This window comes from Bacillus sp. EB106-04-04-XG123, assembly GCF_058791855.1.
Genome location: NZ_JBYTDZ010000006.1, coordinates 123,806 through 147,844 on the forward strand (window position 1 = coordinate 123,806; position 24,039 = coordinate 147,844).

23 protein-coding genes are annotated in these 24,039 nt (G+C 43.5%); 8 read left to right on the forward strand and 15 right to left on the reverse strand.

Annotated elements, in window-relative coordinates; translation table 11 throughout:
- From AC3WTB_RS17615 to AC3WTB_RS17645, 7 genes are all read right to left on the reverse strand, one after another.
- Positions 1-2,438: beta strand repeat-containing protein (locus tag AC3WTB_RS17615; RefSeq protein WP_492334034.1), on the reverse strand; the 2,438-nt coding region annotated here is incomplete at its 3' end.
- A 111-nt stretch (positions 2,439-2,549) separates the two neighbouring features.
- Entirely contained in the window at positions 2,550-3,635 is a 1,086-nt protein-coding gene (gene ribD, locus AC3WTB_RS17620; protein WP_492334035.1) for a bifunctional diaminohydroxyphosphoribosylaminopyrimidine deaminase/5-amino-6-(5-phosphoribosylamino)uracil reductase RibD, read from the reverse strand.
- Between the two features lie 283 nt (positions 3,636-3,918).
- Complete coding sequence (locus AC3WTB_RS17625; RefSeq protein WP_224930704.1) at positions 3,919-5,676, reverse strand: WD40 repeat domain-containing protein; 1,758 nt, start codon at positions 5,674-5,676, stop codon at positions 3,919-3,921.
- Between the two features lie 4 nt (positions 5,677-5,680).
- Positions 5,681-6,484, reverse strand: coding sequence for a formylglycine-generating enzyme family protein (locus AC3WTB_RS17630; protein ID WP_039177089.1), 804 nt, complete (start codon positions 6,482-6,484; stop codon positions 5,681-5,683).
- Between the two features lie 32 nt (positions 6,485-6,516).
- Positions 6,517-7,242, reverse strand: coding sequence for a GTP cyclohydrolase II (locus AC3WTB_RS17635; RefSeq protein WP_492334036.1), 726 nt, complete (start codon positions 7,240-7,242; stop codon positions 6,517-6,519).
- 278 nt (positions 7,243-7,520) lie between these two features.
- Positions 7,521-8,177, reverse strand: a complete 657-nt coding sequence (locus AC3WTB_RS17640; protein ID WP_492334037.1) for a class I SAM-dependent methyltransferase — start codon at positions 8,175-8,177, stop codon at positions 7,521-7,523.
- 959 nt (positions 8,178-9,136) lie between these two features.
- On the reverse strand, positions 9,137-9,484 hold the full coding sequence (locus AC3WTB_RS17645; RefSeq protein WP_039177084.1) for a YflT domain-containing protein: 348 nt from the start codon (positions 9,482-9,484) through the stop codon (positions 9,137-9,139).
- A 221-nt stretch (positions 9,485-9,705) separates the two neighbouring features.
- On the opposite strand from AC3WTB_RS17645, the gene AC3WTB_RS17650 reads away from it, so the two are divergent.
- Both AC3WTB_RS17650 and AC3WTB_RS17655 read left to right on the forward strand, forming a co-directional pair.
- On the forward strand, positions 9,706-10,083 hold the full coding sequence (locus AC3WTB_RS17650) for a YfmB family protein (protein ID WP_039177083.1): 378 nt from the start codon (positions 9,706-9,708) through the stop codon (positions 10,081-10,083).
- 121 nt (positions 10,084-10,204) lie between these two features.
- On the forward strand, positions 10,205-11,209 hold the full coding sequence (locus tag AC3WTB_RS17655) for an NADP-dependent oxidoreductase (protein WP_041108604.1): 1,005 nt from the start codon (positions 10,205-10,207) through the stop codon (positions 11,207-11,209).
- Between the two features lie 35 nt (positions 11,210-11,244).
- Here the strand turns inward: AC3WTB_RS17655 and AC3WTB_RS17660 are convergent, their stop codons facing one another.
- Positions 11,245-12,387 (reverse strand): DEAD/DEAH box helicase, encoded by a 1,143-nt coding sequence (locus tag AC3WTB_RS17660; RefSeq protein WP_492334038.1) that lies wholly within the window; start codon positions 12,385-12,387, stop codon positions 11,245-11,247.
- Between the two features lie 152 nt (positions 12,388-12,539).
- Here AC3WTB_RS17660 and AC3WTB_RS17665 point away from each other — a divergent pair, with 152 nt between their 5' ends.
- On the forward strand, positions 12,540-14,093 hold the full coding sequence (locus AC3WTB_RS17665) for an ABC-F family ATP-binding cassette domain-containing protein (RefSeq protein WP_025092670.1): 1,554 nt from the start codon (positions 12,540-12,542) through the stop codon (positions 14,091-14,093).
- Positions 14,094-14,139: 46 nt separating this feature from the next.
- Here the strand turns inward: AC3WTB_RS17665 and AC3WTB_RS17670 are convergent, their stop codons facing one another.
- Both AC3WTB_RS17670 and AC3WTB_RS17675 read right to left on the reverse strand, forming a co-directional pair.
- Positions 14,140-15,330, reverse strand: coding sequence for an MFS transporter (locus AC3WTB_RS17670; protein ID WP_059376773.1), 1,191 nt, complete (start codon positions 15,328-15,330; stop codon positions 14,140-14,142).
- A gap of 56 nt (positions 15,331-15,386) precedes the next feature.
- A complete protein-coding gene (locus tag AC3WTB_RS17675) occupies positions 15,387-15,812 on the reverse strand; it encodes a MerR family transcriptional regulator (RefSeq protein ID WP_492334039.1) in 426 nt (141 codons plus the stop codon).
- Positions 15,813-15,955: 143 nt separating this feature from the next.
- Between AC3WTB_RS17675 and folE2 the strand changes: the two genes are divergently transcribed.
- Positions 15,956-16,852: a GTP cyclohydrolase FolE2 gene (gene folE2 / locus AC3WTB_RS17680; protein ID WP_492334040.1), complete on the forward strand. Its 897-nt coding sequence runs from the start codon at positions 15,956-15,958 to the stop codon at positions 16,850-16,852.
- A 31-nt stretch (positions 16,853-16,883) separates the two neighbouring features.
- Here folE2 and AC3WTB_RS17685 read toward each other — a convergent pair whose 3' ends face one another.
- Positions 16,884-18,767 carry an ABC-F family ATP-binding cassette domain-containing protein gene (locus AC3WTB_RS17685; protein ID WP_492334041.1) on the reverse strand — a complete coding sequence of 628 codons (1,884 nt, stop codon included), beginning with the start codon at positions 18,765-18,767 and terminating at the stop codon, positions 16,884-16,886.
- Positions 18,768-18,899: 132 nt separating this feature from the next.
- Here AC3WTB_RS17685 and AC3WTB_RS17690 point away from each other — a divergent pair, with 132 nt between their 5' ends.
- Together AC3WTB_RS17690 and bcaP are read left to right on the forward strand one after the other, a co-directional pair.
- Positions 18,900-19,973, forward strand: coding sequence for a tetratricopeptide repeat-containing glycosyltransferase family 2 protein (locus AC3WTB_RS17690; RefSeq protein WP_492334042.1), 1,074 nt, complete (start codon positions 18,900-18,902; stop codon positions 19,971-19,973).
- A gap of 180 nt (positions 19,974-20,153) precedes the next feature.
- Positions 20,154-21,545, forward strand: a complete 1,392-nt coding sequence (gene bcaP / locus AC3WTB_RS17695; RefSeq protein WP_144495476.1) for a branched-chain amino acid transporter BcaP — start codon at positions 20,154-20,156, stop codon at positions 21,543-21,545.
- A gap of 35 nt (positions 21,546-21,580) precedes the next feature.
- Here bcaP and AC3WTB_RS17700 read toward each other — a convergent pair whose 3' ends face one another.
- Complete coding sequence (locus tag AC3WTB_RS17700) at positions 21,581-21,814, reverse strand: hypothetical protein (protein ID WP_024424583.1); 234 nt, start codon at positions 21,812-21,814, stop codon at positions 21,581-21,583.
- Between the two features lie 6 nt (positions 21,815-21,820).
- Complete coding sequence (locus AC3WTB_RS17705; RefSeq protein ID WP_003213975.1) at positions 21,821-22,078, reverse strand: hypothetical protein; 258 nt, start codon at positions 22,076-22,078, stop codon at positions 21,821-21,823.
- Between the two features lie 65 nt (positions 22,079-22,143).
- Here AC3WTB_RS17705 and AC3WTB_RS17710 point away from each other — a divergent pair, with 65 nt between their 5' ends.
- Positions 22,144-22,623 carry an Hsp20/alpha crystallin family protein gene (locus tag AC3WTB_RS17710; protein ID WP_039177065.1) on the forward strand — a complete coding sequence of 160 codons (480 nt, stop codon included), beginning with the start codon at positions 22,144-22,146 and terminating at the stop codon, positions 22,621-22,623.
- On the opposite strand, the gene AC3WTB_RS17715 is transcribed toward AC3WTB_RS17710, so the two are convergent.
- Positions 22,604-22,831: a hypothetical protein gene (locus AC3WTB_RS17715; protein ID WP_039177063.1), complete on the reverse strand. Its 228-nt coding sequence runs from the start codon at positions 22,829-22,831 to the stop codon at positions 22,604-22,606. The two genes, AC3WTB_RS17710 and AC3WTB_RS17715, sit on opposite strands and share 20 nt — an antisense overlap.
- 92 nt (positions 22,832-22,923) lie before the next feature.
- Between AC3WTB_RS17715 and AC3WTB_RS17720 the strand changes: the two genes are divergently transcribed.
- Positions 22,924-23,268: a hypothetical protein gene (locus AC3WTB_RS17720; RefSeq protein WP_492334043.1), complete on the forward strand. Its 345-nt coding sequence runs from the start codon at positions 22,924-22,926 to the stop codon at positions 23,266-23,268.
- Positions 23,269-23,399: 131 nt separating this feature from the next.
- Here AC3WTB_RS17720 and AC3WTB_RS17725 read toward each other — a convergent pair whose 3' ends face one another.
- Positions 23,400-24,032 (reverse strand): type 1 glutamine amidotransferase family protein, encoded by a 633-nt coding sequence (locus AC3WTB_RS17725; RefSeq protein WP_377972239.1) that lies wholly within the window; start codon positions 24,030-24,032, stop codon positions 23,400-23,402.
- Positions 24,033-24,039: the final 7 nt, after the last annotated feature.

Consider the following 24,039-nt stretch of genomic DNA (forward strand, 5'->3'; position numbering starts at 1 on the left):
CCCGTTGCTCCTGTTGCTCCGGTTACCCCAGTTGCACCTGTTAAACCCGTGGCGCCAGTGGCTCCGGTCGCTCCTGTTACTCCTGTGACGCCGGTGGCTCCGGTCGCTCCTGTACCCGTGACTCCCGTTGCTCCTGTATCACCCGTTACCCCAGTTGCTCCGGTTACTCCTGTTGCTCCCGTTGCTCCTGTATCACCTGTTACCCCAGTTGCCCCGGTTACTCCTGTTGCTCCGGTAATACCTGCGGCGGCCAATAACGTATAGTCTGGGGACGTATCTGGTGTACCTGTTGGTGGTGTTGTATTCACAACATAGGTTCCACCTTCATATGTCACCACTTGACCTACTGGATAGGTTGGGGCTGTAGCTGGGTCAAACGCCAGGATGCCAGTTAATCCTACACCGGTTACTCCGGTCGCACCAGTATCGCCCGTTACCCCAGTTGCTCCGGTGGCTCCTGTTGCTCCGGTTACCCCGGTGGCTCCCGTATCTCCTGTTGCTCCGGTTACTCCTGTGACTCCAGTCGCTCCTGTTGCTCCGGTGGCTCCGGTCGCTCCTGTACCTGTGACTCCAGTTGCTCCTGTATCACCCGTCACCCCAGTTGCTCCGGTTGCTCCAGTTACTCCTGTGACTCCAGTATCACCGGTTACACCAGTTGCACCTGTTACTCCGGTGGCTCCGGTAACACCTGCGGCTGCTAATAACGTATAGTCTGGAGAAGTATCCGGTGTACCTGTTGGAGGCGCTGTATTGACCAGATATGTTCCGCCTTCATATGTCACTACTTGACCTACTGGATAGGTTGGCGCTACTGCTGGATCAAACGCTGCGACTCCGGATAAACCGACTCCAGTCGCTCCAGTCACTCCTGTTGCCCCGGTTTCACCAGTTACCCCTGTTGCACCTGTTGGTCCTGTGACGCCGGTGGCACCAGTTTCTCCTGTCGCTCCTGTGACCCCTGTTGCACCTGTTTCACCGGTGGCTCCCGTACCAGTAGCTCCCGTTGGACCAATTTCCCCCGTCGCTCCCGTAACACCAGTGGCACCGGTTGGACCAATTTCTCCTGTTGCTCCTGTGACGCCAGTGACTCCGGTTGGACCAACCTCTCCCGTTGGTCCTGTCACTCCTGTTGCGCCGGTGGAACCCGTGACTCCTGTACCGGTTGCTCCTGTAACGCCAGTCGCTCCTGCAGCGGCCAATAACGTATAATCTGGTGACGTATCTGGTGTGCCTGTTGGTGGCGCCGTGTTAACAAGGTAGGTTCCTCCTTCATATGTCACCACTTGACCTACTGGATAAGTTGGCGCTACTGCTGGATCAAACGCTGCGACTCCGGATAAACCGACTCCAGTCGCTCCGGTCACTCCTGTTGCCCCTGTTTCACCAGTTACCCCAGTTAAACCTGTTGGTCCTGTGACGCCGGTTGCTCCTGTTTCACCTGTTGCACCGGTTGCTCCTGTACCAGTGGCGCCGGTTGGACCAATTTCCCCCGTTGCTCCTGTGACGCCAGTCGCTCCCGTTTCACCTGTTGCACCGGTTGCTCCTGTGCCGGTGGCGCCGGTTGGACCAATTTCCCCCGTTGCTCCTGTGACGCCAGTCGCTCCCGTTTCACCTGTGGCTCCGGTTGCTCCTGTTCCAGTGGCGCCGGTTGGACCAATTTCCCCCGTTGCTCCTGTGACGCCGGTCGCTCCTGTTTCACCTGTTGCACCGGTTGCTCCTGTGCCGGTGGCGCCCGTAACTCCTGTCGCTCCTGCAGCAGCTAAAAGCGTATAATCTGGGGAAGTATCGGGTGTACCTGTTGGCGATGCTGTGTTTACAAGATACGTCTCGCCTTCATATGTCACCACTTGACCTACTGGATACCCTGGTGCCGCTGCCGCATCAAACGGAACAACTCCAGTTAGACCTACACCGGTAGCGCCGGTTGCCCCAGTCGGACCGGGATCTCCCGTAACACCTGTTGGTCCTGTACCTGTTGCTCCTGCAGCAGCTAAAAGCGTATAGTCCGGTGATGTATCAGGCGTCCCTAATGGCGGTGCTGAATTGACCACATACGTACTGCCATCGTATGTCACCACTTGCCCTACTGGGTAGGCTGGTGCTACTGCTGGATCAAATGCCAGAATGCCTGTTAAACCTACACCTGTTGGACCGATTGGACCTGCTGGACCTGCTGGGCCCGCTGGACCTGCTGCACCCGCCGGACCTGCTGGGCCTCTTCTTCCTCTGCCGCCTGGCGGACCTTGAATCACACAAACACAAGGATCTTTTCCGCAGCAAGGATTTTTCACTGGTTTTCCTGGCTTCCCTGATCTTCCTTTCTTACAACTATCACATTCCCAGCCATCATCCTTATACGCATCATACCAGCTTCCTTTTTGGTAGTGGTCTGTCGAATGAGTTGGATATGTCTTTCCGCATTGTCTACATCTTCTCATAGAATCACCCCCATCCATCGTATTCATCACGACCAAGAAAGGTGTATGTACATTTTTATTTTTATTTAGAAAGATAAAAAGACCTTGCACGCTATGCACAAGGTCTTTCTTTCATTGAAGTCTCATCGTCATTTTTAAATCTTTTCCTACCATACGATAATCAATATCTACCGGACGGATAGCTTCTTTTAATGTTTTCATCCCTTCTCCTTCAAAGAAAGTAGGCGCATCTTTTCCTCCAATGAATAACGGCGCCATATAAATAATGGCTTCGTTCACAAGTGACGCTTCTAAAAAGGACGCGCTCACACTGCCTCCCGCCTCCACAAGTACCGACATGACAGAACGCTTCTTCAGCATGCGTAACACATCATGGATGTCTGTCCGATTTTCTCCGCTTGTGATAAAGACCTGATGTCCTTTTTGCACCAGTTGATGGTATTTTTTTTGATCGTACTTGTTTGAGGTACAAATAATGGTTTCTGCCATATGATCGTTTAAACATTTCGCATGAAGCGGAATCCTTAATGTGGAATCTAAAATGACGCGAATGGGCTGTGTCACGATTGAATCTTTCACAATAAGACCTGCATCATCTTGAATAATGGTTTCGACGCCTGTTACCACAGCATCTGCTTCTTGACGTAATTGCTGCACTTCTTTTCTTGCTTCTGTTCCCGTAATCCATTTGCTTTCTTGATGAGCTGTTGCAATTTTCCCGTCTAACGAAATGGCTGTTTTTAATATGACATATGGAAGATCTGATTGTATGGAATGAAAAAAAGGAAGATTTAAGCTGTCCGCTTCCCGTTTACATATCCCTTCTTCTACTTCTATCCCTGCTTGTTTCAACATCGTGACCCCTTTACCTGCTACAAGCGGATTTGGGTCCCCAGTGGCAATGACCACACGTTTCACCCCGCTCTTTATTATGGCTTCTGAGCAAGGCCCTGTTTTTCCATGATGCGAACAAGGTTCGAGTGTCACATACATATGAGCTCCCTTCGCCTTTTCTCCTGCCATTTGCAGCGCATGAATTTCAGCATGCGGTTCGCCCGCCTTCATGTGAGCACCAATTCCGACGATCTCACCTTTTTTGACTACTACTGCCCCGACAAGCGGATTTGGTGAGGTTTGTCCTTTCATGGCCTTTGCGTTGGCAATCGCTAGCTTCATATAAAAAACATCGTCTTTCATGTAAGTCTCCTTTCCTCTCTTTCAAGGGAAAGAACTCCTTCAGGGAATGAAGGAGTTCTATTCTCATGTGCTATATTTTTTCCATCCGTTTCTTTTCAGATCGATCATAGTAAGGCAAGGAATAAAAAAGTTTATAAGATGCTCGTTGTTTACAAAAACAGCATTTGCGACATTCATATTTATTAATGAGGAGCACATGCGGACAATTGAGTACAGACAGACCTTTTTTCATATGTTCCTTGCAAACACTTATCATGAGAATCCCCCGCTTACATTCTTTTTCTTAATGAGAGATTACTTCTTTCGGAAATTGTTCGAATAAGCGTAGTACTTCGGTATGCGTCCCATCTTCTCGAACGTGATAAATCCCACCGTCGTATGAGCTTGCGTATACATCATTGCCTAATTGTCTAATGGCACTAATTCCATTTTGGGCAATTCTAATTGGGCCGGTGTTGACATCCAGCTCTGGATTCCACACAACGATATAGCCCCAATAATCACCGCTTACGATATACCCAGAGTCTGTGACTGTGACCGATTTAATCGAATACTGGTGTTCGTTATGCTGGTCTAAAATTCTTCCTGTATGCAAATCAAACAATCTTACATTCTTGTCTCGGCTGACAATGGCGATACGGTCTCGTTTACTATCAATAAAGACATCATTCAACAGCTCTGTCGCACCGATGTATTCGGCTTTTAAGGACAAACTCTTTTTATCTAAAAGACAGATGGTTCCTTCAACCGCTGCTGTGATGATATGATCTCCTTCTACCTTTAATGCTTTAACCGCACAATCGTGTGCTTTGGAACGGCCAATTTCCTTTAAGTGTTCTGTTGAAATGACATGTACATAACCGCCGTAAGTTCCAATATAAAATTGACGATCCTCCTCGTGGAAATACACGCTGTTGACCGGACCTGTGTTGAGATCGAACGAAACCATTTGCTGTAATGACTCGTGAACAATATGCACCTGACTTGCATGGTCTCCCCACGCATAATAGCTTCCATCTCGTGCAACAGCTACTCCATTCGTTAAAACACCCGTCGATTTGGCAATTTCAATTCCATTTTTTCTGAATTTTCCATCATCTGATGCGGTAATAATATCACCTGCATCAGTCAGCGCAATATCATTGATAGATGGTGTCGCCATTTCGATCTCATCTGATATGACTTTGCCCTTTTCAATCGACCATTCACAATATGTTTTTCCAAAGCTGGCTCCTAATATTGACTTCTCATCCTCTGTCCAGACAAGCGAGCGCTCCCACTGATATTTATGAGGCAGCAGCGTATCGACTAAATCACCTGTTTCATAATTCCACAGCTTAATTAAATGGTCGTAGCCTGCTGTGAGCAAGTAATTGCCGCTTGGAGAAAAATTCACGCGCTTGACGCCCTGTAAATGGGCTTTGATGATTTTCTTCTCCTGTAAAGTCGCTGCATCGTAAATAATAACGGTGCCATCATCTCTGCCAAGTGCGAATACTTCTTTTTGATTGCTGCCGCTGATGGTATCCAGCTCATAATCAAACGGGCCGATTTCCCCTACAATTTCTCCGGTCTCATACAGCCATACAAGGACGTATCCATCATCACCTGTTGTGTAAGCTTTATCACCATGTATCCATACAGCTAATACATCTTTGCTATGACCATGGAATTCTCTTAAAATAGCACCCGTTTCGATATCCCAGACTAAGCATCTTCTATCTCTGGACACGGATACAAGCAAAGTATCCTGCTTCGCAAAAGCGACGGCTTCTACATCATCCGCATGACCAAACAACGTGCGAATTCGGGTATTTGTGCCTGTATCATATAACTGAATGGTATAGTCTGACGATGCACTCGCTAAATACTTTCCGTTTTCAGAAAGAGATATTGAGTTAATGATATGCTCGTGACTGCCAATAAACGTTCCTTCTCCCGTCGCCCGGTTCCACTGATAAATACAGCGGTCATAGCCGCCAGTATAAACAATTTGGTCGTGCTGAGTTGATAAAACAGATGTAATTGGTCCTCTATGCATAGTTTTACACTCCCACCTTTATATGTTGTTTTTGACGAGTCACTAAACGAAAACCAGTAAATCGAAAAACGGGATCTGGGTGCTTCCCGTGTCTTCTTGCGACTCTGCATAAATCTCCACCTCTTGCGAAGGAGCCGCCTTTTAAAATGTAGTAGTCACTTCCGAGTGTTTCCGTTAAATCATCGACGACCTCGATGCCGCCTTCATATACGTGATATTTGGTGTTGACCCATTCCTCGACGTTGCCCCCCATATCATAAAGACCAAATAAGGATCTGCCCTTTTCGTAATGACGGACAGGCGTCGTTTTTTCAATATTTGATTCGTGCGTATTGCAGTAAGAAGGATCAAACTCATCTCCCCACGGGTATTGATTTCTCGTGTTTCCCCGGGCAGCATACTCCCATTCTTCTTCCGTAGGAATCGACACATCCATCCCCAGTTTCCCGCTTAGCCACTGACAGAACGAGAAGGCTTCCTCAATGTCCATACCCCAAGCTGGATGATCTTTTCCCCCGCCAAGCTCTTCGTTCGTTAAGCTCTCCGGGTATGTCTGGCCTGTTTCATCACAATAGCTTTGATACAGTTCATTGCTGACGACCGTATCTGAGATAAAAAATTCGTTGATATACGGCTGATAGGATGGAAATTCTTTGTACAGCCATTTTTGAAATTTTTTCTCACGACCGTAGGTTGGATTGAGCAGCTTGTCCTTCCAGTATTCTGATGCCTTTTTCATATCTTCTTCATTACTTCCAATCGTTGCATAGCCGCTTGGAATTTGAATCCAATTGATATCAGGTTTCACGCTTTTCTCCCGCCTTCTTTCAATAAACTCGTCTATTGATTAATTAATTTCTTCTCATCGACCATATGCCCTGAGGCTGCTTTTGCCTTTAAATAGGCTTCATTGTAGAGAGAGGCTTCGACCGTATGATCAAACCGCAAAACAGGAAGACCGTAAGCTGCAATAGAATCGACTTTATCTGGATTGTTCGTTAGTAAATGCAATGGTTTCCCTTTGTTTAAATAGTGCAAAACTGCTGCTGCTTCCTCGTAATGCCGATCATCATCCCCGCAGCCGATCAGACGGTTGGCTTCAAAAGTATCCAGCTGCATTTCCTGTAATTTATACGTCAATGCTTTTGCCATCAGCCCAATAGACCGCCCTTCTTGATTGGCCATATACACCAGCATGCCTTTTCCGTAATCGGTGATTTTCTTCAGCGATAATGCAAGCTGTGGACCACAGTCACATTTCAGTGACCCAAACACATCACCTGTTTGGCAGACACTATGGATTCGCACAAGCGGCGGCAGTTCATTTTCAAAGTCGCCAAATAAGAGACAAGAGGAAAAGGTTTGCTGCGCGGTACTCATTTGGACAATCGATTCAATCGTTGGTTTTGTATCCCGTTCAACACGTGCGAAGGCATACCACTTAAATGGCACTTCTTCATGTTGAATGGAAATTGGCAAATTCACAGGCCCCACGAGCAAATAGTGTTTTTCTTGAAAGGTAAAATGATGAATCATTGATTGTAATTCATCTACAAACTTGTTCATTTGTCTCCCCCCTATTCATCACTGCACCCAAATCGACTCCCATAGCGCAGTGATGGAGTGATGAATATGTGTATGCACTCCCTCTGCCTTTGTGCTCCCGCAGAAGGAAATGAATGTGCAGTGTCTCTCATCGCTTTAGACCTTGTCCATTTCCAGTACAAAGGAGCAGAAATCTTGGTTCATATGCTTTTTTTGTCAGAGCAGCAAACGCCCTTGATTGGCAGACGCTCTTTCTTAACTTGAACACCTCTGCTAGCTTTGAATCACTCACCTTTGTACTAGATTTTGACGGCAATGACATGATGCTGGCATATTCCGGCCTTCGCTTGTAATGGTGATATGGATACAAGCTCAAGACCTGATGTACAAATTTTTTCGCCAAGCTGAGAATCTGAAAACGAAAAATGAAAACGGCCATCTTCTCCGATTAATCCTGTTTTCCACTCTTCTCCCCAGACAACAAGTGAAAAGACACCGCCTTCATGAAGTAAAGAAGAGACCTGTTTTAAATAACGTTCATGATCATCAGGATGTTGATGATGAAAGCAGCCATGATCTAAAATCAAATCAAATTGCATCCCGCGTCCCTGATCCATGGACCATGACATAAAATCTTGATGAACAAAGTCGACAGGAACTGTTTCTCTTTTCTGTAACCCTTCCCACTCCTCATGCTCATACAGGTCGATACCGACATATGCGGAAAGCCCGCTTAAATGTTCAAGTGCACGGCCGTTGCCGCACCCGATATCCAGTACAGAAGCAAGTGCATTCTTTTCCCTTGAACGCCATGCCTTTAATGACATCACTGCTGCGTCTGTTAAGGATGGATCAGTGGACCACATATCTGTTCTTTGCTCATAATGCTCTTGGAATGCCATGCGCATCTTTTCTAAATACAAACCACTGTCTTCATGGTACAAAGCCTTTTTCATCATGAAACCTCCTTCAATTCACAATCGCCTTTTCGGGCAAAGGTGGTTTTCAAGCCAAAAACCTTATGTTAAAATGAAAGATGGATTTTTTAGGAAAATCTGTTTGTCTGAAAAAGGAGAGAAGCATCCCACATGTTCACTCTTCTTTTTCAGCATTCATCCTCCTCATATGCAGCCGTTTGAAGGCCGCCTCGCCTCAGCTTGTTCTCTCTTTTTTTCATATGAGTTCACCTCCTTCACCGTTCGATCAACTCACACTCTTTATTGAAACCGCTTTCTCTTTTGTATAAGGACTTAACGCCTTTTGACTATCTCTTGCAGTGTTCATAGTAGAAAAACCAATCTACTGTTTAGAATGACTATCATTTTTTCTTCAAGTACATGATTCTTTGCTTTATTTTAGTAGACCCTTTTGTAACTTAAAGGCGCTTAGGCCTTGGTTTCTGCCACCCCCTTTCACTAAGTATGCTCCGAATAAACTCGCCAGAAATTTAACAACTAATTCCATAATGACTGGAATAAGCCAAATATATTGTTTTTAGTTTATTTTGTCAACAAATTATTTCCTAAACATTAAAATGAATTTTCTAATTGAAAATACAGGTATTTTTCGTGGTTTTTTGACCTTAAAACAATTATTTCTACATAAAAACACAATTTAAACCAATAGAACTAAGAAATTTATCTACTAAATTACACAAGTTTTTTATTTAATTTTAAATCAAAATAGAAAGATACAATAATTATTTCCCGAATGGTTTTTTGTGATATTTCGACTATTTTTTTCTGATTCCCCATGTTTTTCTTTGGTATAGCGGCATTTTCAATTAGAGCGTTTACTATTTATTCCATACTTATGTATTTATTTATTATCATAAAAAAGATATATGTCTCTCCTTCAGACATGGGGGCATGAAAAAAAGCCCCTTACAAAAGTAAGAGGCTTTTTCAGTTGGCGTTTACGCCCAGTTTTTCACTTTTTCATGATCTGTGACAAAGAGAAGCACTTTCCCTTCATCTAAATGTTCTTCAAATGTCTCAGCTTCTTCTTTGGTGAAACCAATTTCATGAATTTTATTGCGGAGCTCATCTCCCTTTTTACTAAAGATGTTCCCAACCGCATGTTTAAGTCCAACTTCTCTTGAGCCTATCGTATTGGCATCTGCATTATTTGCAATACGCTCTGTTCGATCATCGTCATGGGATAGAACATAAATGTCCTCTCTTGCAACACCGATCGATTTTAATTGCTCTACATCTCTTTGAAGTGTTTCATCATTTGAATACTCTCTTACAACAGGTTTCATTTTATATTCCTCCTTTAACGTCTTACGAATCTTTTACCCGTCACTTTTGACATTAAACCTTACAAGAGCACATCCAATTTGCTTAATGAGCATACCATGCCTATCGACTTATTTTTGACAAAAAGCCTGTTAAAATGACTAAATTTTCTGAAATATCGTGTTCATTCCTGTGGATTTGTTGTACAATTCTTATACTGGAGGCTAGAAATGAGGGAGAGCTGATGTATTACTTTTCAGCGGAGCAGCAGTTTAATGCTTGGGTTGTCAGTGATTTGGTGAAACAGCTTTTTCAAAAGTGGAATCCTGAAGAAGCAAATACAAAGCCGCTTACATTGTTTGCCGAACAGCACTTTCGCATCTCCATTGATTATCTCTTTTCCATCATTATTAACATTGGAGATATCGAGTCAATTGAACAAGATCCACAAGACCTGTTGTCCTCATATTTGAATATCCTTTTTCCTTTTGTGACGCGCGATATGATGAAGGCCTCCATGCAAAATGCAAACGAATATTTGTTAAAAGAACGTGATGCGGATGTGTATCAGCTGTTTGGCTGTCTCCCGCCGCTCCTCTCTGTATCTTTTCAGAAAAAGTAGTCCCCTTCGATGAGATGGTGGCTGCTTTTTTGTATGTGTTTTGAAAAGACCGTATGTTTTGAACGAAAAGAAGCATCATGTTAATGTAAATCTAGGCTGTAAGTGAAAGGGAGGATTTGACATGAGTCAACAAAAGCAAATTCAATTAGCCAAACGTCCAAAAGGATTACCTACAAAAGATGTTTTTCATTTTGAAACAGTAGATATACCTGTACCGCAAGATGGAGAGGTCTTGATTCAAACGAAATATGTTTCTGTAGATCCTTATATGAGAGGGCGAATGCAGGATACAAAATCCTATACACCTCCGTTCAAGCTAAATGAAGTGATTCAGGGCGGTGTCGTTGGAGAAGTCGTTGAATCGAAATCGCCTCAATTTGAAAAAGGTGATTTTGTCCTTGGATTCCTTGGCTGGCAAGAATATTCCACTGCCAAAGCTGAATCTCTGACTAAAATTGATCCGTCCATTGCGCCATTGTCCTATTATTTAGGCATTTTGGGGATGCCAGGGCAAACCGCTTACTTTGGCCTGCTTGCGATTGGCCAGCCAAAAGAAGGCGAGACGGTTGTCATTTCTGGAGCCGCAGGTGCCGTTGGTTCCGTTGTGGGGCAAATCGCTAAGATCAAAGGCGCACACGTCGTGGGTATTGCCGGATCTGATGATAAACTCGCTTATTTAAAAGAATTGGGCTTTGATGAAACGATTAATTATAAAACAACGAATGATTTAGATGATGCGATTGCAAAAGCCTGTCCTAACGGCGTTGATGTGTACTTTGACAATGTAGGCGGCGAGATTTCAGATGCGGTGATGAATCATTTGAACCGTTTTGCACGCATTCCAGTATGCGGTGCCATTTCTTCTTATAATATTAGTGCGAGCGAAGATATCGGACCGCGTGTGCAAACAAAACTCATCAAAACAAGCGCATTGATGCAAGGCTTCATCGTTGCCAACTATTCAGATCGTTTTGGAGAGGCAGCGAAGGATCTCGCACAATGGGTAAAAGAAGACAAACTCACATATAAAGAAACAATCATTGAAGGCTTTGATAACATTCCTGATGCATTCCTTGGATTATTCAAAGGGGAAAATGTCGGAAAACAGCTTGTCAAAATTTCATAACAAAAAAGGCCCCTCCATATGGAAGGGTCCTTTTCTTATGCCTGCTTAGGCGCAAGCTGCAGCTGGCCTTGTTTATATACAATTTCTTCAAGCGAAAGATTCAGCTTTTTCGCCATTCTTTTCAGCATTGATTGCTCTTGAGGTGTAACAAGGCTGATAACTGCGCCTTCTTTTCCAGCGCGTCCGGTTCTGCCTGAACGGTGGATGTAGCCCTCTTCATTTGGCATATCTGCATGAATGACATATGGCAGATCATCAATATCGATTCCTCTTGCTGCAATATCTGTTGCAAGGAGGAGCGGGAATTCACGCTGTTCAAATGATTTTAAAATTACAGCACGCTCAGCTTTTTTTGCTTCACTATGAAGGACACCAAGGTCGACATGGTGATACGCTAATTTCTCTGCATAAATGCTTAAGTTCGTAATGTCACGCACAAAAACGAGCGCCTGCATGTCCTCAAGCCGTGATAGCTTTTGCAGTAGTTTCACTTTGTCACGCTGATCACATAACAGATAATAGTGACCCACTTTCTGCGCTTCTTCCTCGCTTCTAGCAATTTTCAATACTTCTGGTTCAGATGTCATTTCTTTGATCAGCTGAACGGTTTCATCTTTCAACGTGGCAGAAAAACAAAGGATTTGTCTTTCTTTTAATGTGGACTTAATGATCGCTTGGATCGTTTTCATATGCTCTGGCACAAGAAGCTGATCTGCTTCGTCTAATACGATCGTTTTGACTTCATGCATTTTCAGTTTCTTGATTTTGATTAATTCTTGTACTCGGCCAGGTGTCGCCACAACGACGTTCGGGTGTTTCTTTAGCTTTTCTTGCTGCTTCTTGATGTTCGCTCCACCAATCAAGGAAACCGCTTTGATGTCTGATCCTTGTTTGAACTCTTGCACGACATCAAAGATTTGCATCACAAGCTCTCTTGAAGGTGCCAAGATTAAGACTTGCGGATGCTTAATATTGACATCAATTTTATTTAAAAGCGGCAGAACATACGCAAGTGTCTTCCCCGTTCCAGTTGGTGATTCTGCGATCACATCACGCTTCTCCGTAATCCACTCTGCTGTTTTTTCTTGTATAGCTGTTGGTTTTTCGAAGCCAGCCGATTGAAAGTTCTCTTGAATAAATGGCTTTGCTTCTTTCAAAAATGCCCAATTTTCCGTCATGTCGATCTCCTTTATCCTCATTCAATCTATCCTTTAGTATCTCAAAATCAGCTTTGAAACGCAATTTTTCTTTTGATGCTTTTATCGAGCCGGACAGTTCGATATAATCATGAGAGGCACTAGCCGTTTTGAATCTATTTGAGGTGTAAAAAATGATATTATCTGTTAAAGATTTAAGTCATGGCTTTGGCGACAGAGCCATTTTCCACGAAGTGTCCTTCCGTTTATTAAAAGGCGAGCATGTCGGCTTAATCGGCGCCAACGGTGAAGGAAAGTCAACGTTTATGAATATTATTACTGGCAAGCTGGAGCCAGATGCAGGAAAAGTCGAATGGGCGAAAAATGTCCGTGTCGGCTACCTTGATCAGCATACCGTGCTAGAAAAGGGAAGAACGATCCGTGAAGTCCTTCAGGATGCATTCCATTATTTATTTTCAATGGAAGCCGCGATGAATGACATTTATGGCAAAATGGGTGAAGCCGATCCTGATGAGCTGGAAAAGCTGTTAGAGGAAGTGGGCGTCATTCAGGATGCACTGACAAACAATGATTTCTATATCATTGATTCTAAAGTCGAGGAGATTGCAAGAGGTCTTGGCTTAACAGATCTCGGGCTGGACCGTGATGTGACGGAGCTCAGCGGCGGTCAGCGTACGAAGGTGCTGCTAGCGAAATTGCTGTTAGAGAAGCCAGAAATTCTCCTTCTCGATGAGCCGACCAACTATTTGGATGAGCAGCATATTGAGTGGCTGAAGCGTTATTTACAAGAATATGAAAATGCGTTTATCCTCATTTCACATGATATTCCGTTTTTAAACAGTGTCATCAACTTGATTTATCATGTTGAAAATCAAGAGCTCACGCGCTATGTTGGGGATTACGACCAATTTAAACAAGTGTACGAAGTCAAAAAGCAGCAGCTCGAAGCAGCCTATAAAAGACAGCAGCAGGAAGTGGCTGAACTAAAGGATTTTGTCGCAAGAAACAAAGCACGTGTCAGCACAAGAAATATGGCGATGTCCCGCCAAAAGAAACTGGATAAGATGGATATGATTGAACTCGCAGCAGAAAAGCCAAAACCAGAATTCCACTTTAAACAAGCACGTACTTCTGGGAAACTGATTTTTGAAACGAAAGATTTGGTCATCGGTTATGATGAACCACTCTCCCGCCCATTGAATTTGAAAATGGAACGCGGGCAAAAAATTGCGTTGTACGGTGCTAACGGTATCGGTAAAACCACGCTACTCCGAAGCCTTCTTGGGGAAATCACACCTATTTCTGGTGAGGTGGAACGTGGAGAATTCTTGCATATTGGCTACTTTGAGCAAGAAGTAAAAGAGCAAAACAGCAATACTTGTATTGAAGAAGTATGGAGCACCTTCCCTTCTTACACGCAATATGAAGTCAGAGCCGCTCTTGCAAAATGCGGATTAACGACAAAACATATTGAAAGCCGCGTGTCTGTTTTAAGCGGTGGAGAAAAAGCAAAGGTCCGTCTTTGCAAGTTGATCAACGAAGAAACCAACTTACTTGTTCTCGATGAGCCGACAAACCACTTAGATGTCGATGCAAAAGAAGAACTAAAACGCGCGTTAAAAGAATATAAAGGCAGCGTCTTATTGATTTCTCACGAACCTGAATTTTATCAAGATGTGGCAACCGAAACTTGGAATTGCGAATCTTGGACAACAAAAGTATTATAACGACAAAAAAGCCTTATATCTTTAGAAGATATGAGGCTTTTTCTAATTAATGACCTGCTTGGATATTCACCAAATGCTTACGTCCAAGGAGCAGGATGATCATGCCTAAGAGAACCACAGCAGCCCCGACATAATAAGGTGTACTTGCTGTATAGGATTCAGCGAGAACTCCGGCAATCCAAGGAGCAATCGCGCCCCCAATAAATCGTACAGCACTGTATGAGGATGAAGCAATTGAACGTTCAACCGGTGCTGATCCCATCACAGCTGTCGTGAGCACTGTATTGATCATACCGAGAATTCCCCCAGCAATGACAATTCCGCAAATGACTACGACAACATGTGACGTAAATACCCCAATGCCAAGTAAAATCAATGCAAACGAAGCAAACAGAACGACAAGCGAGGTCAATGTCCCCAGTTTACGATGAATGACTGGCGCTGAAAAGACAGAGGTCACTGCCAAGAATAGCCCCCATCCAAAAAAGACATATCCAAGTCCATGCTCATCAAGATGGAGCACAAATGGCGAATACGCTAAAAGCACAAAGAAACCGAAATTGTATAAGAAAGCGGCAGATGCCATCGTTAAAAGTCCTTTATATTTTAACGCCCCGACAGCCTCAAATAATTTCACTTTTTTCTGCGGCTTTTGCATAGGTGGAAGCATAAAGGTAATCGCTAAAAGAGCAATAAGCATTAACACGGCAACGCCAAAGAAAGGCCCGCGCCAAGAAATTGTGCCAAGCTCACCGCCAAGCAGCGGTCCAACCGATATCCCAAGACCTAGTGCTGCCTCGTATAAAATAATGGCCTTCGCACTTCCTCCAACTGATACACCAACAATGACAGAGAGTGCAGTTGAAATAAATAAAGCATTCCCAATGCCCCATCCGCCTCTAAAGCCAATTAATTCATTAATCGTTGAAGAAGTACCACCTAAAGCAGAAAAAACAATAATAAAAATGAGTCCAACTAATAACGTCCATTTCGCACCAATCCGACTAGAAATAAAGCCGGTAAAGAACATCACAAAGCCGGTCACAAGTAAGTAGCTTGTAAATAAAAGAGAGACCTGGCTTGGAGATGCGTGTAATTGCGATGCAATGGCTGGCAGGATCGGGTCGACGAGTCCTATTCCCATAAACGAAATCACACACGCAAAGGCAACAGCCCAAACGGCTTTTGGCTGCCTAAGCAGACTTGTACGCTGTTTCAACACTTCTTCTTCCTTCATTCCATCAGAACCTTTCCTTCAAATGTTGACAAAATAAAATAAACACGCAGAGGTGTTTATTTTTGTAATTGCTCAATTGCATGAACCGCTCTTTCTTTCATCGCTTCAAGATCCTTTTTAAAGGATTGAATCGTTTCAAGCTTTTTTGTTATCAATTGATGCTGTATGTTGAGCTGCGCATCAATATCTAAAAGCTTCTCTAATCGCTCCTTCGGATCAAGCGACAGCAAGTAGCCTTCTTTATTCAGCTCTAGCTGCTTTCCGATTTCCATAAACGATTGAAGCTCCTGTAAAGAAAAGCCGAGTACCTCTTTTGCCTGCATCACTTTCTCTAGCTCTTCCATATCGTCCTCTGAGTAAAGTCTGACACCGCCCTCAGTCCGCTTTGGTGCTGATAATAAACCAATCTCTTCATAGAAACGAATCGTCCGTTTTGTCAGTCCGCTTCTTTTCGCCACTTGATCAATTTTCATCCATTCCATCGCCAGTGCCTCCTGCTCATCAATTCATGTTTTATTATACACCTTTATAACCTTAACGTAAACGTCAAAGTTTTAATACTTGATTTATTCCATATGTTATCGCAAAATAAATAGGAATAATTACGATTTACAGGAGGTACCATATGCGCTCATTTCCACCTAAAGTAGAACGGCACCAGCTATTCGGATCTGTACCGCCAAGTCTTGGCACAAAGCCTTGGCAAAAAGAGGACATGTCTGACATTCAAAAAACAGAGCAGGATTTTTATTTTCATCTTGAACAAGTCGGGGTCTGTCGCATGTCCTATCCCATACATATCGTATCTAAAACAGCACCACAGCGCCAAACAACCACTGCTGAATTCTCACTGAGCACATCCCTGCCAGCCCATCAAAAAGGCATTCATATGAGCCGTCTCACTGAACAGCTGCACTCGTTTTATGAGAGCAGCAAGCCGCTTGATGTGAATACCCTAAAAGAATTGACGGCAGCGCTCGCCCGGAAAATGAATCAATCCTCTGCTTCCATTCAAGTTTCCTTTCCATGGTACATGGAAAAACAAAGTCCAGTCACCGGGCAGTCAGGCTTGATGCATGCAACTGTCAAATATGACGTCCATTTTCATGAAAAGGACGGATGGACCTGTCATGTGGGCTGCGATGCACAGGTCACGACATTATGTCCTTGTTCCAAGGAAATCAGTGAATATGGTGCCCATAATCAGCGCGGGTCTGTTTCCATTCAAGTAGAGTTGTTTGAACAAGCAGCGCTCCCTGACGACATCAAGGCCGTTCTTTTACATATCATTGAGTCCAATGCGAGCGCACCGCTTTATCCCGTGCTCAAAAGACCTGATGAAAAGAAAGTGACAGAAGAGGCTTATGAAAATCCGCGCTTTGTAGAAGATATCACAAGATTAATTGCCATTGAATTATATGAGCAGCCATGGATTAAAGGCTTTCAAGTCGAGTGTCGTAATGAGGAATCCATCCACCAGCATGATGCGTATGCCAAATGCTCCTATCAAAAAAACCTGTAGATCGCTCTACAGGTTTTTTATTTCCACATCTTTATTCATTCATTTCCTCAATCATAAGAGATAGTTCTGTCCAGCGGTCCATTGCTTGTTCTAGTTCTTCCGCAACGGCTTTTTGTTCGTCCATCAGCTCTTGAATTTTCCCAAAATCACTGCCTGCCTCTGCAATGCTGGCTTCGAGCTGCTGATGTTTTTCCTCTAATGCTTGTATCCGGTCTTCAATCCCGTCCCATTCAAGCTGGTCTTTATAAGAAAGTTTTTTTCTCTTTTTAGGTGCAGCTTCTACTTGTTTTTCAGCAGGCTTTGTCTCTGTCCGCTTATGCTCTTTTTCCTGTTCCATATAATCGCTGTAAGCACCTTGGAAGTGTGAGATTCGCCCATTTCCTTCAAAGACAAGCAGTCGGTGAACCACTCGGTCTAAGAAATAACGATCATGGGACACTGTGATGACGACGCCAGGGAACTGCTCTAAATAATCCTCTAAAATACTGAGGGTTTCTGTATCAAGGTCGTTCGTCGGCTCATCTAAAAAGAGAACATTCGGCTCTTCCATTAAGACCTTCAATAAATACAATCTGCGGCGTTCTCCCCCTGACAGCTTACGAATATACGTCCGCTGCATCGATCTTGGGAAAAGGAAGCGCTCCAGCATCTGCTCTGCTGTGACAATGGCGCCATCAGACGTCTTGACAATCTCAGCTGTTTCCTTGATGTACTCAATGATGGTTAGTTCATCATTCATTTCCTTGTGATCCTGCGTGTAATAACCAATACGAACAGTTTGTCCAATGGTCAATTGTCCTGAAGTCGGTTCAATCTTACCTGCTAGACAGTTCAGCAGAGTGGTTTTGCCGACTCCATTCGGTCCGATAAATCCGATACGATCGCCTGGCACGACTAAATCTGTAAACCGATCCACAAGGGTCTGACCAGCAAATGAAATCGATAAGTCTTCTGCCTCTATCACTTGTTTTCCCAGGCGGTGAGAGCCGATGGCAAAATCAAGCTCTCCCTTCGCATCAGGCCCTTTTTGATCCTTCAGCTCTTCAACTCTGCCGATACGTGCTTTCTGCTTTGTCGTTCTTGCTTTTGCTCCTCGTCTGAGCCATGCAAGCTCTCGTCTAAGCAAGTTTTGACGCTTTGTTTCTTTCACCTGAGCTTCTGCTTCCCGCTCTGCTCTTTTTTCTAAAAAGACTTCATAATTTCCTTTATACGTATAAAGCTGTCCTTGATTTAACTCATAAATCCGATTGGCCACCCGATTTAAGAAATAACGATCGTGTGTCACGAGGATGACAGCACCGCTGTATTGGCTTAAGTATCCTTCAAGCCATTCAATCGTTGCATTATCAAGATGGTTGGTTGGTTCATCTAAAATCAGCAAACCAGCAGGCTGAATTAAATTTTTAGCAATGGCGACACGTTTTTTCTGTCCGCCTGATAATGCATGTACAGAGCGGCTTACATCTTTCACGCCAAGCTTTGTCAAAATCGTTTTGGCTGAAAGGTTCGCATCCCAAGCATCTTCTTGATCCATTCGATTTTGCATACGCATCAGTGCCTCTTGTTTTGCCTCATTTTGCGGATCATGCTCTAAATCGGCGAGTGCCTTTTCATACGCCTTCATCGTTTGAATCATTGGTGCCGTTCCTGAAAAAATATAGTCAAGAATCGTTTCATTCCCGCTCATTTCAGGATCTTGCTCGAGAAATTCGATATCAAGTGTCCCTGCTTTCGTGATGTCACCTTCCTCAAACGATTCAAGTCCTGCAATGACCTTTAGAAGCGTTGATTTCCCTGTTCCATTTGGTCCAATCAATCCGATGCGTTCCTTTGGTTCTATATGAAAAGAAATATGATCAAACAGCGTTTTCTCGCCATAGGTTTTATATAATCCTTCAACATTCAATAAACTCATTTTATCAGCCCTTACATAGATTCTTTCTTTATTTTAAATCAGCCAGTAGCAGAAAACTAGTTTTAAAAAACCCGCTGCAGAAAAGAATGTTTCCTTTTGATGCTCGATACACTATGAAGAGGTGATCTAAAGATGATAACCATTAGCTTATGTATGATTGTGAAAAATGAAGAGGAGGTGCTGGCGGACTGCCTTTCGTCTGTTCAAGACATTGTGGATGAGATGATCATCGTTGATACAGGATCAACAGATCAAACGAAGGAAATCGCTCATTCCTTTTCAGCAAAAGTGCTGGATTTTGAATGGGTCCAGCATTTTGCAAAAGCACGCAACTTTGCTTTCTCACATGCAGGGAAAGAGTATATTTTATGGCTCGATGCTGACGATGTTCTCCTTGAAGAAGACCGCCAAAAACTGCTTCAGCTCAAGCAGACACTTGATCCCTCGGTGGATGCTGTTTCGATGTTTTATCATGTGGGATTCGATGAAAACGGTCAAGTCAATTTCAAATATAGAAGAAATCGCCTTGTGAAGCGTTCCTTGAACTTTCAGTGGTACGGGGCTGTTCATGAGTTTCTTCAAGTGTATGGAAACATCCTTCCTGCAGATATCGCCGTCACACATCAAAAACGCAAGAAAACAACTGCTGGTGAGCCTGGGCGCAACTTGCGAATTTATGAAGACATGCTGGCAAAAGGAGAGGATATGACGCCCCGCGATCTCTTTTACTTTGCCAATGAATTAAGAGACAACGGTCAGCGTGTCAAAGCGATTCGTTTTTATCATGAATTTTTAAACACAAAACAGTGCTGGATTGAAGATGAAATTCGCACATGCCAATATTTAGCGGACTGCTATTATGCGGAAGGCTATGAGGAAGCAGCCTTATCCTCATTATTACGTTCCTTCTTATATGATCAGCCCCGGCCAGAATTTTGCTGCCGGATCGGGGATCATTTAAAAATACAAAATAAACATCAAGCAGCCATCTTTTGGTATGAGCAGGCGCTGAAGGCTCCTGAAAACGAAACAGCCTTCACACTGACACAATATAAAACGTGGTATCCTCACCTTCAGCTTTGCTACTGTTATTATCAGCTCGGCAACCTGGAACAAGCCAAAATACATCACCGTGCCTCCTCCGCCCATCATCCAACTCATCCAAGTGTGCTGTACAATGAAAAAATATTTGCTGAACAGACATAGATTGTCTGACACCACATCCGCCTTCGATCTCCCGGCGGATGTCTCTTTTTATACACTTCTTCGGTTGTGGCATTTAATGCTTTAGTGATTTAAAGCGTTTTTCAACCAATTGACTAAATTGTTATTTACGCATATACTAACATTCGTCTTACGAAAAGATTTATCCATTAGGAGGTCCACATGAGTTCTTTATTTCGAAAAAAATCTCTCGACCAGCTCATGCTTGAAAGTCAAACGAAGCGGCTAAGTCGTTCATTAAATACGTTTGATTTAATCTTGCTTGGCATTGGCTGTGTGGTCGGGACTGGAATCTTTGTGATTACGGGGGTTGCTGCGGCAAATGATGCAGGACCTGCGATTATTATATCTTTTATTTTAGCTGCGATCGCATGTGCCCTTGCCGCTTTTTGCTACGCTGAATTCTCCTCGTCTATTCCTGTGTCAGGAAGCGTCTATACGTATTCCTACGCAACACTTGGGGAATTTCTCGCCTTTTTAATGGGCTGGGATCTCATGCTTGAATATGTCATTGCCCTCTCTGCTGTGGCAAGTGGATGGTCGTCCTATTTTCAATCACTGCTCAGCGGATTCGGTCTTCACATACCGAAGGCTTTATCAGCTGCACCTGGAGCCGCTGACGGAGCCGTCTTTAACCTTCCAGGCGCACTCATTATTTTGCTCATCACCTTTATCGTCTCAAGAGGCGTCAAAGAAAGCACAAAGCTGAATAACATCATTGTGCTGATCAAAATTGCCATTGTCCTACTCTTTATCATCTCAGGCTTTGCTTACGTCAAACCTGAAAACTGGACACCCTTTATGCCAATGGGCTTTAACGGCGTGATTGCAGGCGCGGCCACCGTCTTTTTTGCTTACCTCGGATTTGATGCGATCGCCAATGCATCTGAAGAGGTCAAAAATCCGCAAAAGGCGATGCCGGTTGGGATTATCGGAGCGCTCGGTGTTTGTACCATTTTATACATTGGGGTTTCCTTTGTCTTAACAGGCATGGTTCACTATACGAAGCTGAATGTCAGTGATCCTGTCGCATTTGCTCTTCAAGTGGTTGGCCTGAATAGTGTGGCGGGTATCATATCAGCTGGTGCTATTATTGGGATTACAACGGTTCTCATTGCCTTGGTATATGCACAGGTTCGCCTAACCTTTGCGATGAGCCGCGATGGGCTTATGCCAAATATTTTCTCAAAGGTTCATCCAAAATCGCAAACGCCCGTTGCCAACACTTGGCTGACAGGTGCAGTCGCAGCGTGTATCGTAGGTTTTGTGAATTTATCGACACTCGCGAATTTAGTCAGCATCGGTACACTGGCAGCCTTCACGGTGATTTCCATTGCGGTCATCATTTTACGGAAAAAACATCCGAATCTTAAAGCAGCATTTAAAGTACCGTTCGTGCCTGTGCTTCCGATTATCAGTGCGATCATTTGTATGACATTGGCTTCCACACTGAAATGGGAGACATGGAGAGCCTTCCTCATCTGGATCGCCATCGGTGTTGTTGTCTATTTCACCTATGCAAGACGAAAAAGCCATCTGAATGAAACAAATTAGAAAAGAGACTCGGGAATTCCCGGTCTCTTTTTTTCTTAAACCACGCTGTTTTTGACTGAATTTGAGTCCACCATATCTGGATCTAACACGCTTGAAATCGGAATGACAAGCGGTGAACAATCTCCATTGTCCTCACCAAAACCTTGATTCAATTTCATCGAGAGAAAATAATCAATCTGCTGATAAGGTCCTAGCGTCAGTGATGCACCCCGATCCATTGCATTGATTTTAAAAGCACCGACATTGACGACTGAAGGTGAGAATAACATCACACGTCACTTCCTTTGAATGGGTTTAGCTGCTGGTGAAAAAGAGGCAGGTGAGTCCACTTGATCTCGATCATCTACATGGCTTTTTGTACCGACAAAACCGCTGGCATCTCCAAAATTCTGTCCGTAACCCTGATTTTTTTTATCTGAGTTTTGCCACTCTGCTAACAAATTTTGTCCGACATTCACCGCCGACGCATTTTCAAAGGAATTAATTTTTAACATGAAAATATTAATATTGATATACGGAGTTGGTTGAACCACAGATAAACCTCCTTTTTATAGGTATATGCAAGCACCCATCAAGTATGTTAACGGGAGGTCTTCACATGGACTTCGAAAAAATGAAACAGTGGATGGATATTGCCCAGCAAATGCATGGAGATGATTTTTGGAAAATGATCTTCGACGATGAGCAAAGATCCCCCTTTATGGCAAACGGTCCATCTCCATTTACATTCACACAGCAGGATCAGCGGGGATCAGATGCGTCGTTTCCACCAATCGACATGGTGGAAACTCCTACAGAAATTCAATACTTAATTTACTTGCCTGGCTACCGAAAGGAAGATGTTCAGGTGTTATCATATGGTGAATATTTGGTTGTGAAAGGACAGCGTTTTTCCTTTTTTAACGAGCAGGACTTTCGCCAAAAGCAAGGGAAGTATGGTCCGTTTGAAAAGAAAATCCGCCTTCCAGAAATGATTCTTGGTCAAATGAATGCTGCCTTTAAAGACGGTGTACTTTACATCCGCCTGCAAAAGGATGAAGGAAAAGCGACTGCTATCATCATAGATGACGAATATTGATACTCACTGCGTCTATTTGATCACGATCATCAATTGTTTCAATTGGCAGGATCGTGATCACGCCATCAGCATTCTGTTCCCCAAATCCATTGTTTCGTTTGATCGTACTGCAATGATTGCGAACAAACGTCGAGCCAAACGTCATGGATGATCCTGTGCCAATCGAATTCGTTTTCATATGGGCAATGTGAATCTGAGTAGGCAGCATACACTTCTCCCCTTTCTTGTCATCTCTATAAGTATATACCGGGCAGCTTTTCCATAGACTAGAGCAAGGCGGAAGAAAAGGTTGTGGTCTACTTGAAACATTTCATTCAATCACTCTTTAAAAAAACTGAATCCAGTCCATCCCCATCTGTCGTTGAGCTAGAAAAAAGACTCGCCGCTCTTGAGCAAAAAATGTCTGCACCAGCTCCTCCTGTGTCAGAGGATACACATATTCATATCGAATCCCTGCACGTGGACAAAATTGATTACCATTTAGAGTTTGGGGAGCTTTCTATTGACCAGCTTCAAGGCAGGCTCAATATTGGGGCAACCTATTACACGCCAAAGGAAACGCGCATCAAAAAATCCACACAAACACCGAAGCCAAAAGAAACAAAAACACCGGTCGTCTCAATTCGATCAAAGCCTTCTTCTTAAGGCGCTCGGCTTTTTAGTACAATCGGGCCAGCATCAGGAACATGCAAATTGAAAACGATAAGGCAAGTCCAAAATAAAAAGCTCCACTTCTCTACTAATCAAAATAGAGAAATTGAGCTTTTTCAGTTACTTCATTTATTTATTGAATTCATCAACCTGAAGAAATATTCAGATTGATGTGTCTTATTCAGGTTATACCAAGAATGTAAGGTATCTGGTGTAAATACTTCTATTTTTTTCAGCACTTCCATTGCAAATTCTAAAGGGGCTATTCCAGATGCAGTAACTAAATTCGCATCAGATACCGCAGGTGCCAACTCATAGAACTTCTCTCCTTTATAGTTAGGACATACCATTTTAGTATATTCTAAGTTATTACTTGTATGCCTTCTAGTATTTAAGTATCCCCTATTCGCGAGCCCCTCAGTTGCACCACAAATTGCAGCAACAATAGTGCCCAGCTCTAAAGCTTGGCCAACTCTTTCCAAGATAGGTTGGTGAATGTCTTCACCCCAAGTCGTACCTCCTGGTAAAATGAAAAGATCTTTGTTCTCAAGGTTACATTCTTCAAGGGAAATATCTGGTTTTATACTCAAACCTCCCATAGTCGTCTTCATTTCTTTATTAACTCCTACTGTAATGACTCTTAAAGGTGCTAAATCTTTTTTGAAATATCTACCTGAGTTTAGTTCAGCAATTAAATATCCATATTCCCAGTCAGACATCGTATCAAATACATATAGATAAGCTTTTTGTGTTTGCATCCAATCA

What these genes read in the sequence shown, in the direction of transcription:
- ribD (WP_492334035.1), bottom strand. Translation starts at nt 3,635, where the DNA reads ATGAAAGACGATGTTTTTTATATGAAGCTAGCGATTGCCAACGCAAAG.
- AC3WTB_RS17625 (WP_224930704.1), bottom strand. Translation starts at nt 5,676, where the DNA reads ATGCATAGAGGACCAATTACATCTGTTTTATCAACTCAGCACGACCAA.
- AC3WTB_RS17635 (WP_492334036.1), bottom strand. Translation starts at nt 7,242, where the DNA reads ATGAACAAGTTTGTAGATGAATTACAATCAATGATTCATCATTTTACC.
- AC3WTB_RS17640 (WP_492334037.1), bottom strand. Translation starts at nt 8,177, where the DNA reads ATGAAAAAGGCTTTGTACCATGAAGACAGTGGTTTGTATTTAGAAAAG.
- AC3WTB_RS17645 (WP_039177084.1), bottom strand. Translation starts at nt 9,484, where the DNA reads ATGAAACCTGTTGTAAGAGAGTATTCAAATGATGAAACACTTCAAAGA.
- AC3WTB_RS17650 (WP_039177083.1), top strand. Translation starts at nt 9,706, where the DNA reads ATGTATTACTTTTCAGCGGAGCAGCAGTTTAATGCTTGGGTTGTCAGT.
- AC3WTB_RS17655 (WP_041108604.1), top strand. Translation starts at nt 10,205, where the DNA reads ATGAGTCAACAAAAGCAAATTCAATTAGCCAAACGTCCAAAAGGATTA.
- AC3WTB_RS17660 (WP_492334038.1), bottom strand. Translation starts at nt 12,387, where the DNA reads ATGACGGAAAATTGGGCATTTTTGAAAGAAGCAAAGCCATTTATTCAA.
- AC3WTB_RS17665 (WP_025092670.1), top strand. Translation starts at nt 12,540, where the DNA reads ATGATATTATCTGTTAAAGATTTAAGTCATGGCTTTGGCGACAGAGCC.
- AC3WTB_RS17670 (WP_059376773.1), bottom strand. Translation starts at nt 15,330, where the DNA reads ATGAAGGAAGAAGAAGTGTTGAAACAGCGTACAAGTCTGCTTAGGCAG.
- AC3WTB_RS17675 (WP_492334039.1), bottom strand. Translation starts at nt 15,812, where the DNA reads ATGGAATGGATGAAAATTGATCAAGTGGCGAAAAGAAGCGGACTGACA.
- folE2 (WP_492334040.1), top strand. Translation starts at nt 15,956, where the DNA reads ATGCGCTCATTTCCACCTAAAGTAGAACGGCACCAGCTATTCGGATCT.
- AC3WTB_RS17685 (WP_492334041.1), bottom strand. Translation starts at nt 18,767, where the DNA reads ATGAGTTTATTGAATGTTGAAGGATTATATAAAACCTATGGCGAGAAA.
- AC3WTB_RS17690 (WP_492334042.1), top strand. Translation starts at nt 18,900, where the DNA reads ATGATAACCATTAGCTTATGTATGATTGTGAAAAATGAAGAGGAGGTG.
- bcaP (WP_144495476.1), top strand. Translation starts at nt 20,154, where the DNA reads ATGAGTTCTTTATTTCGAAAAAAATCTCTCGACCAGCTCATGCTTGAA.
- AC3WTB_RS17700 (WP_024424583.1), bottom strand. Translation starts at nt 21,814, where the DNA reads ATGTTATTCTCACCTTCAGTCGTCAATGTCGGTGCTTTTAAAATCAAT.
- AC3WTB_RS17710 (WP_039177065.1), top strand. Translation starts at nt 22,144, where the DNA reads ATGGACTTCGAAAAAATGAAACAGTGGATGGATATTGCCCAGCAAATG.
- AC3WTB_RS17715 (WP_039177063.1), bottom strand. Translation starts at nt 22,831, where the DNA reads ATGCTGCCTACTCAGATTCACATTGCCCATATGAAAACGAATTCGATT.
- AC3WTB_RS17725 (WP_377972239.1), bottom strand. Translation starts at nt 24,032, where the DNA reads ATGCAAACACAAAAAGCTTATCTATATGTATTTGATACGATGTCTGAC.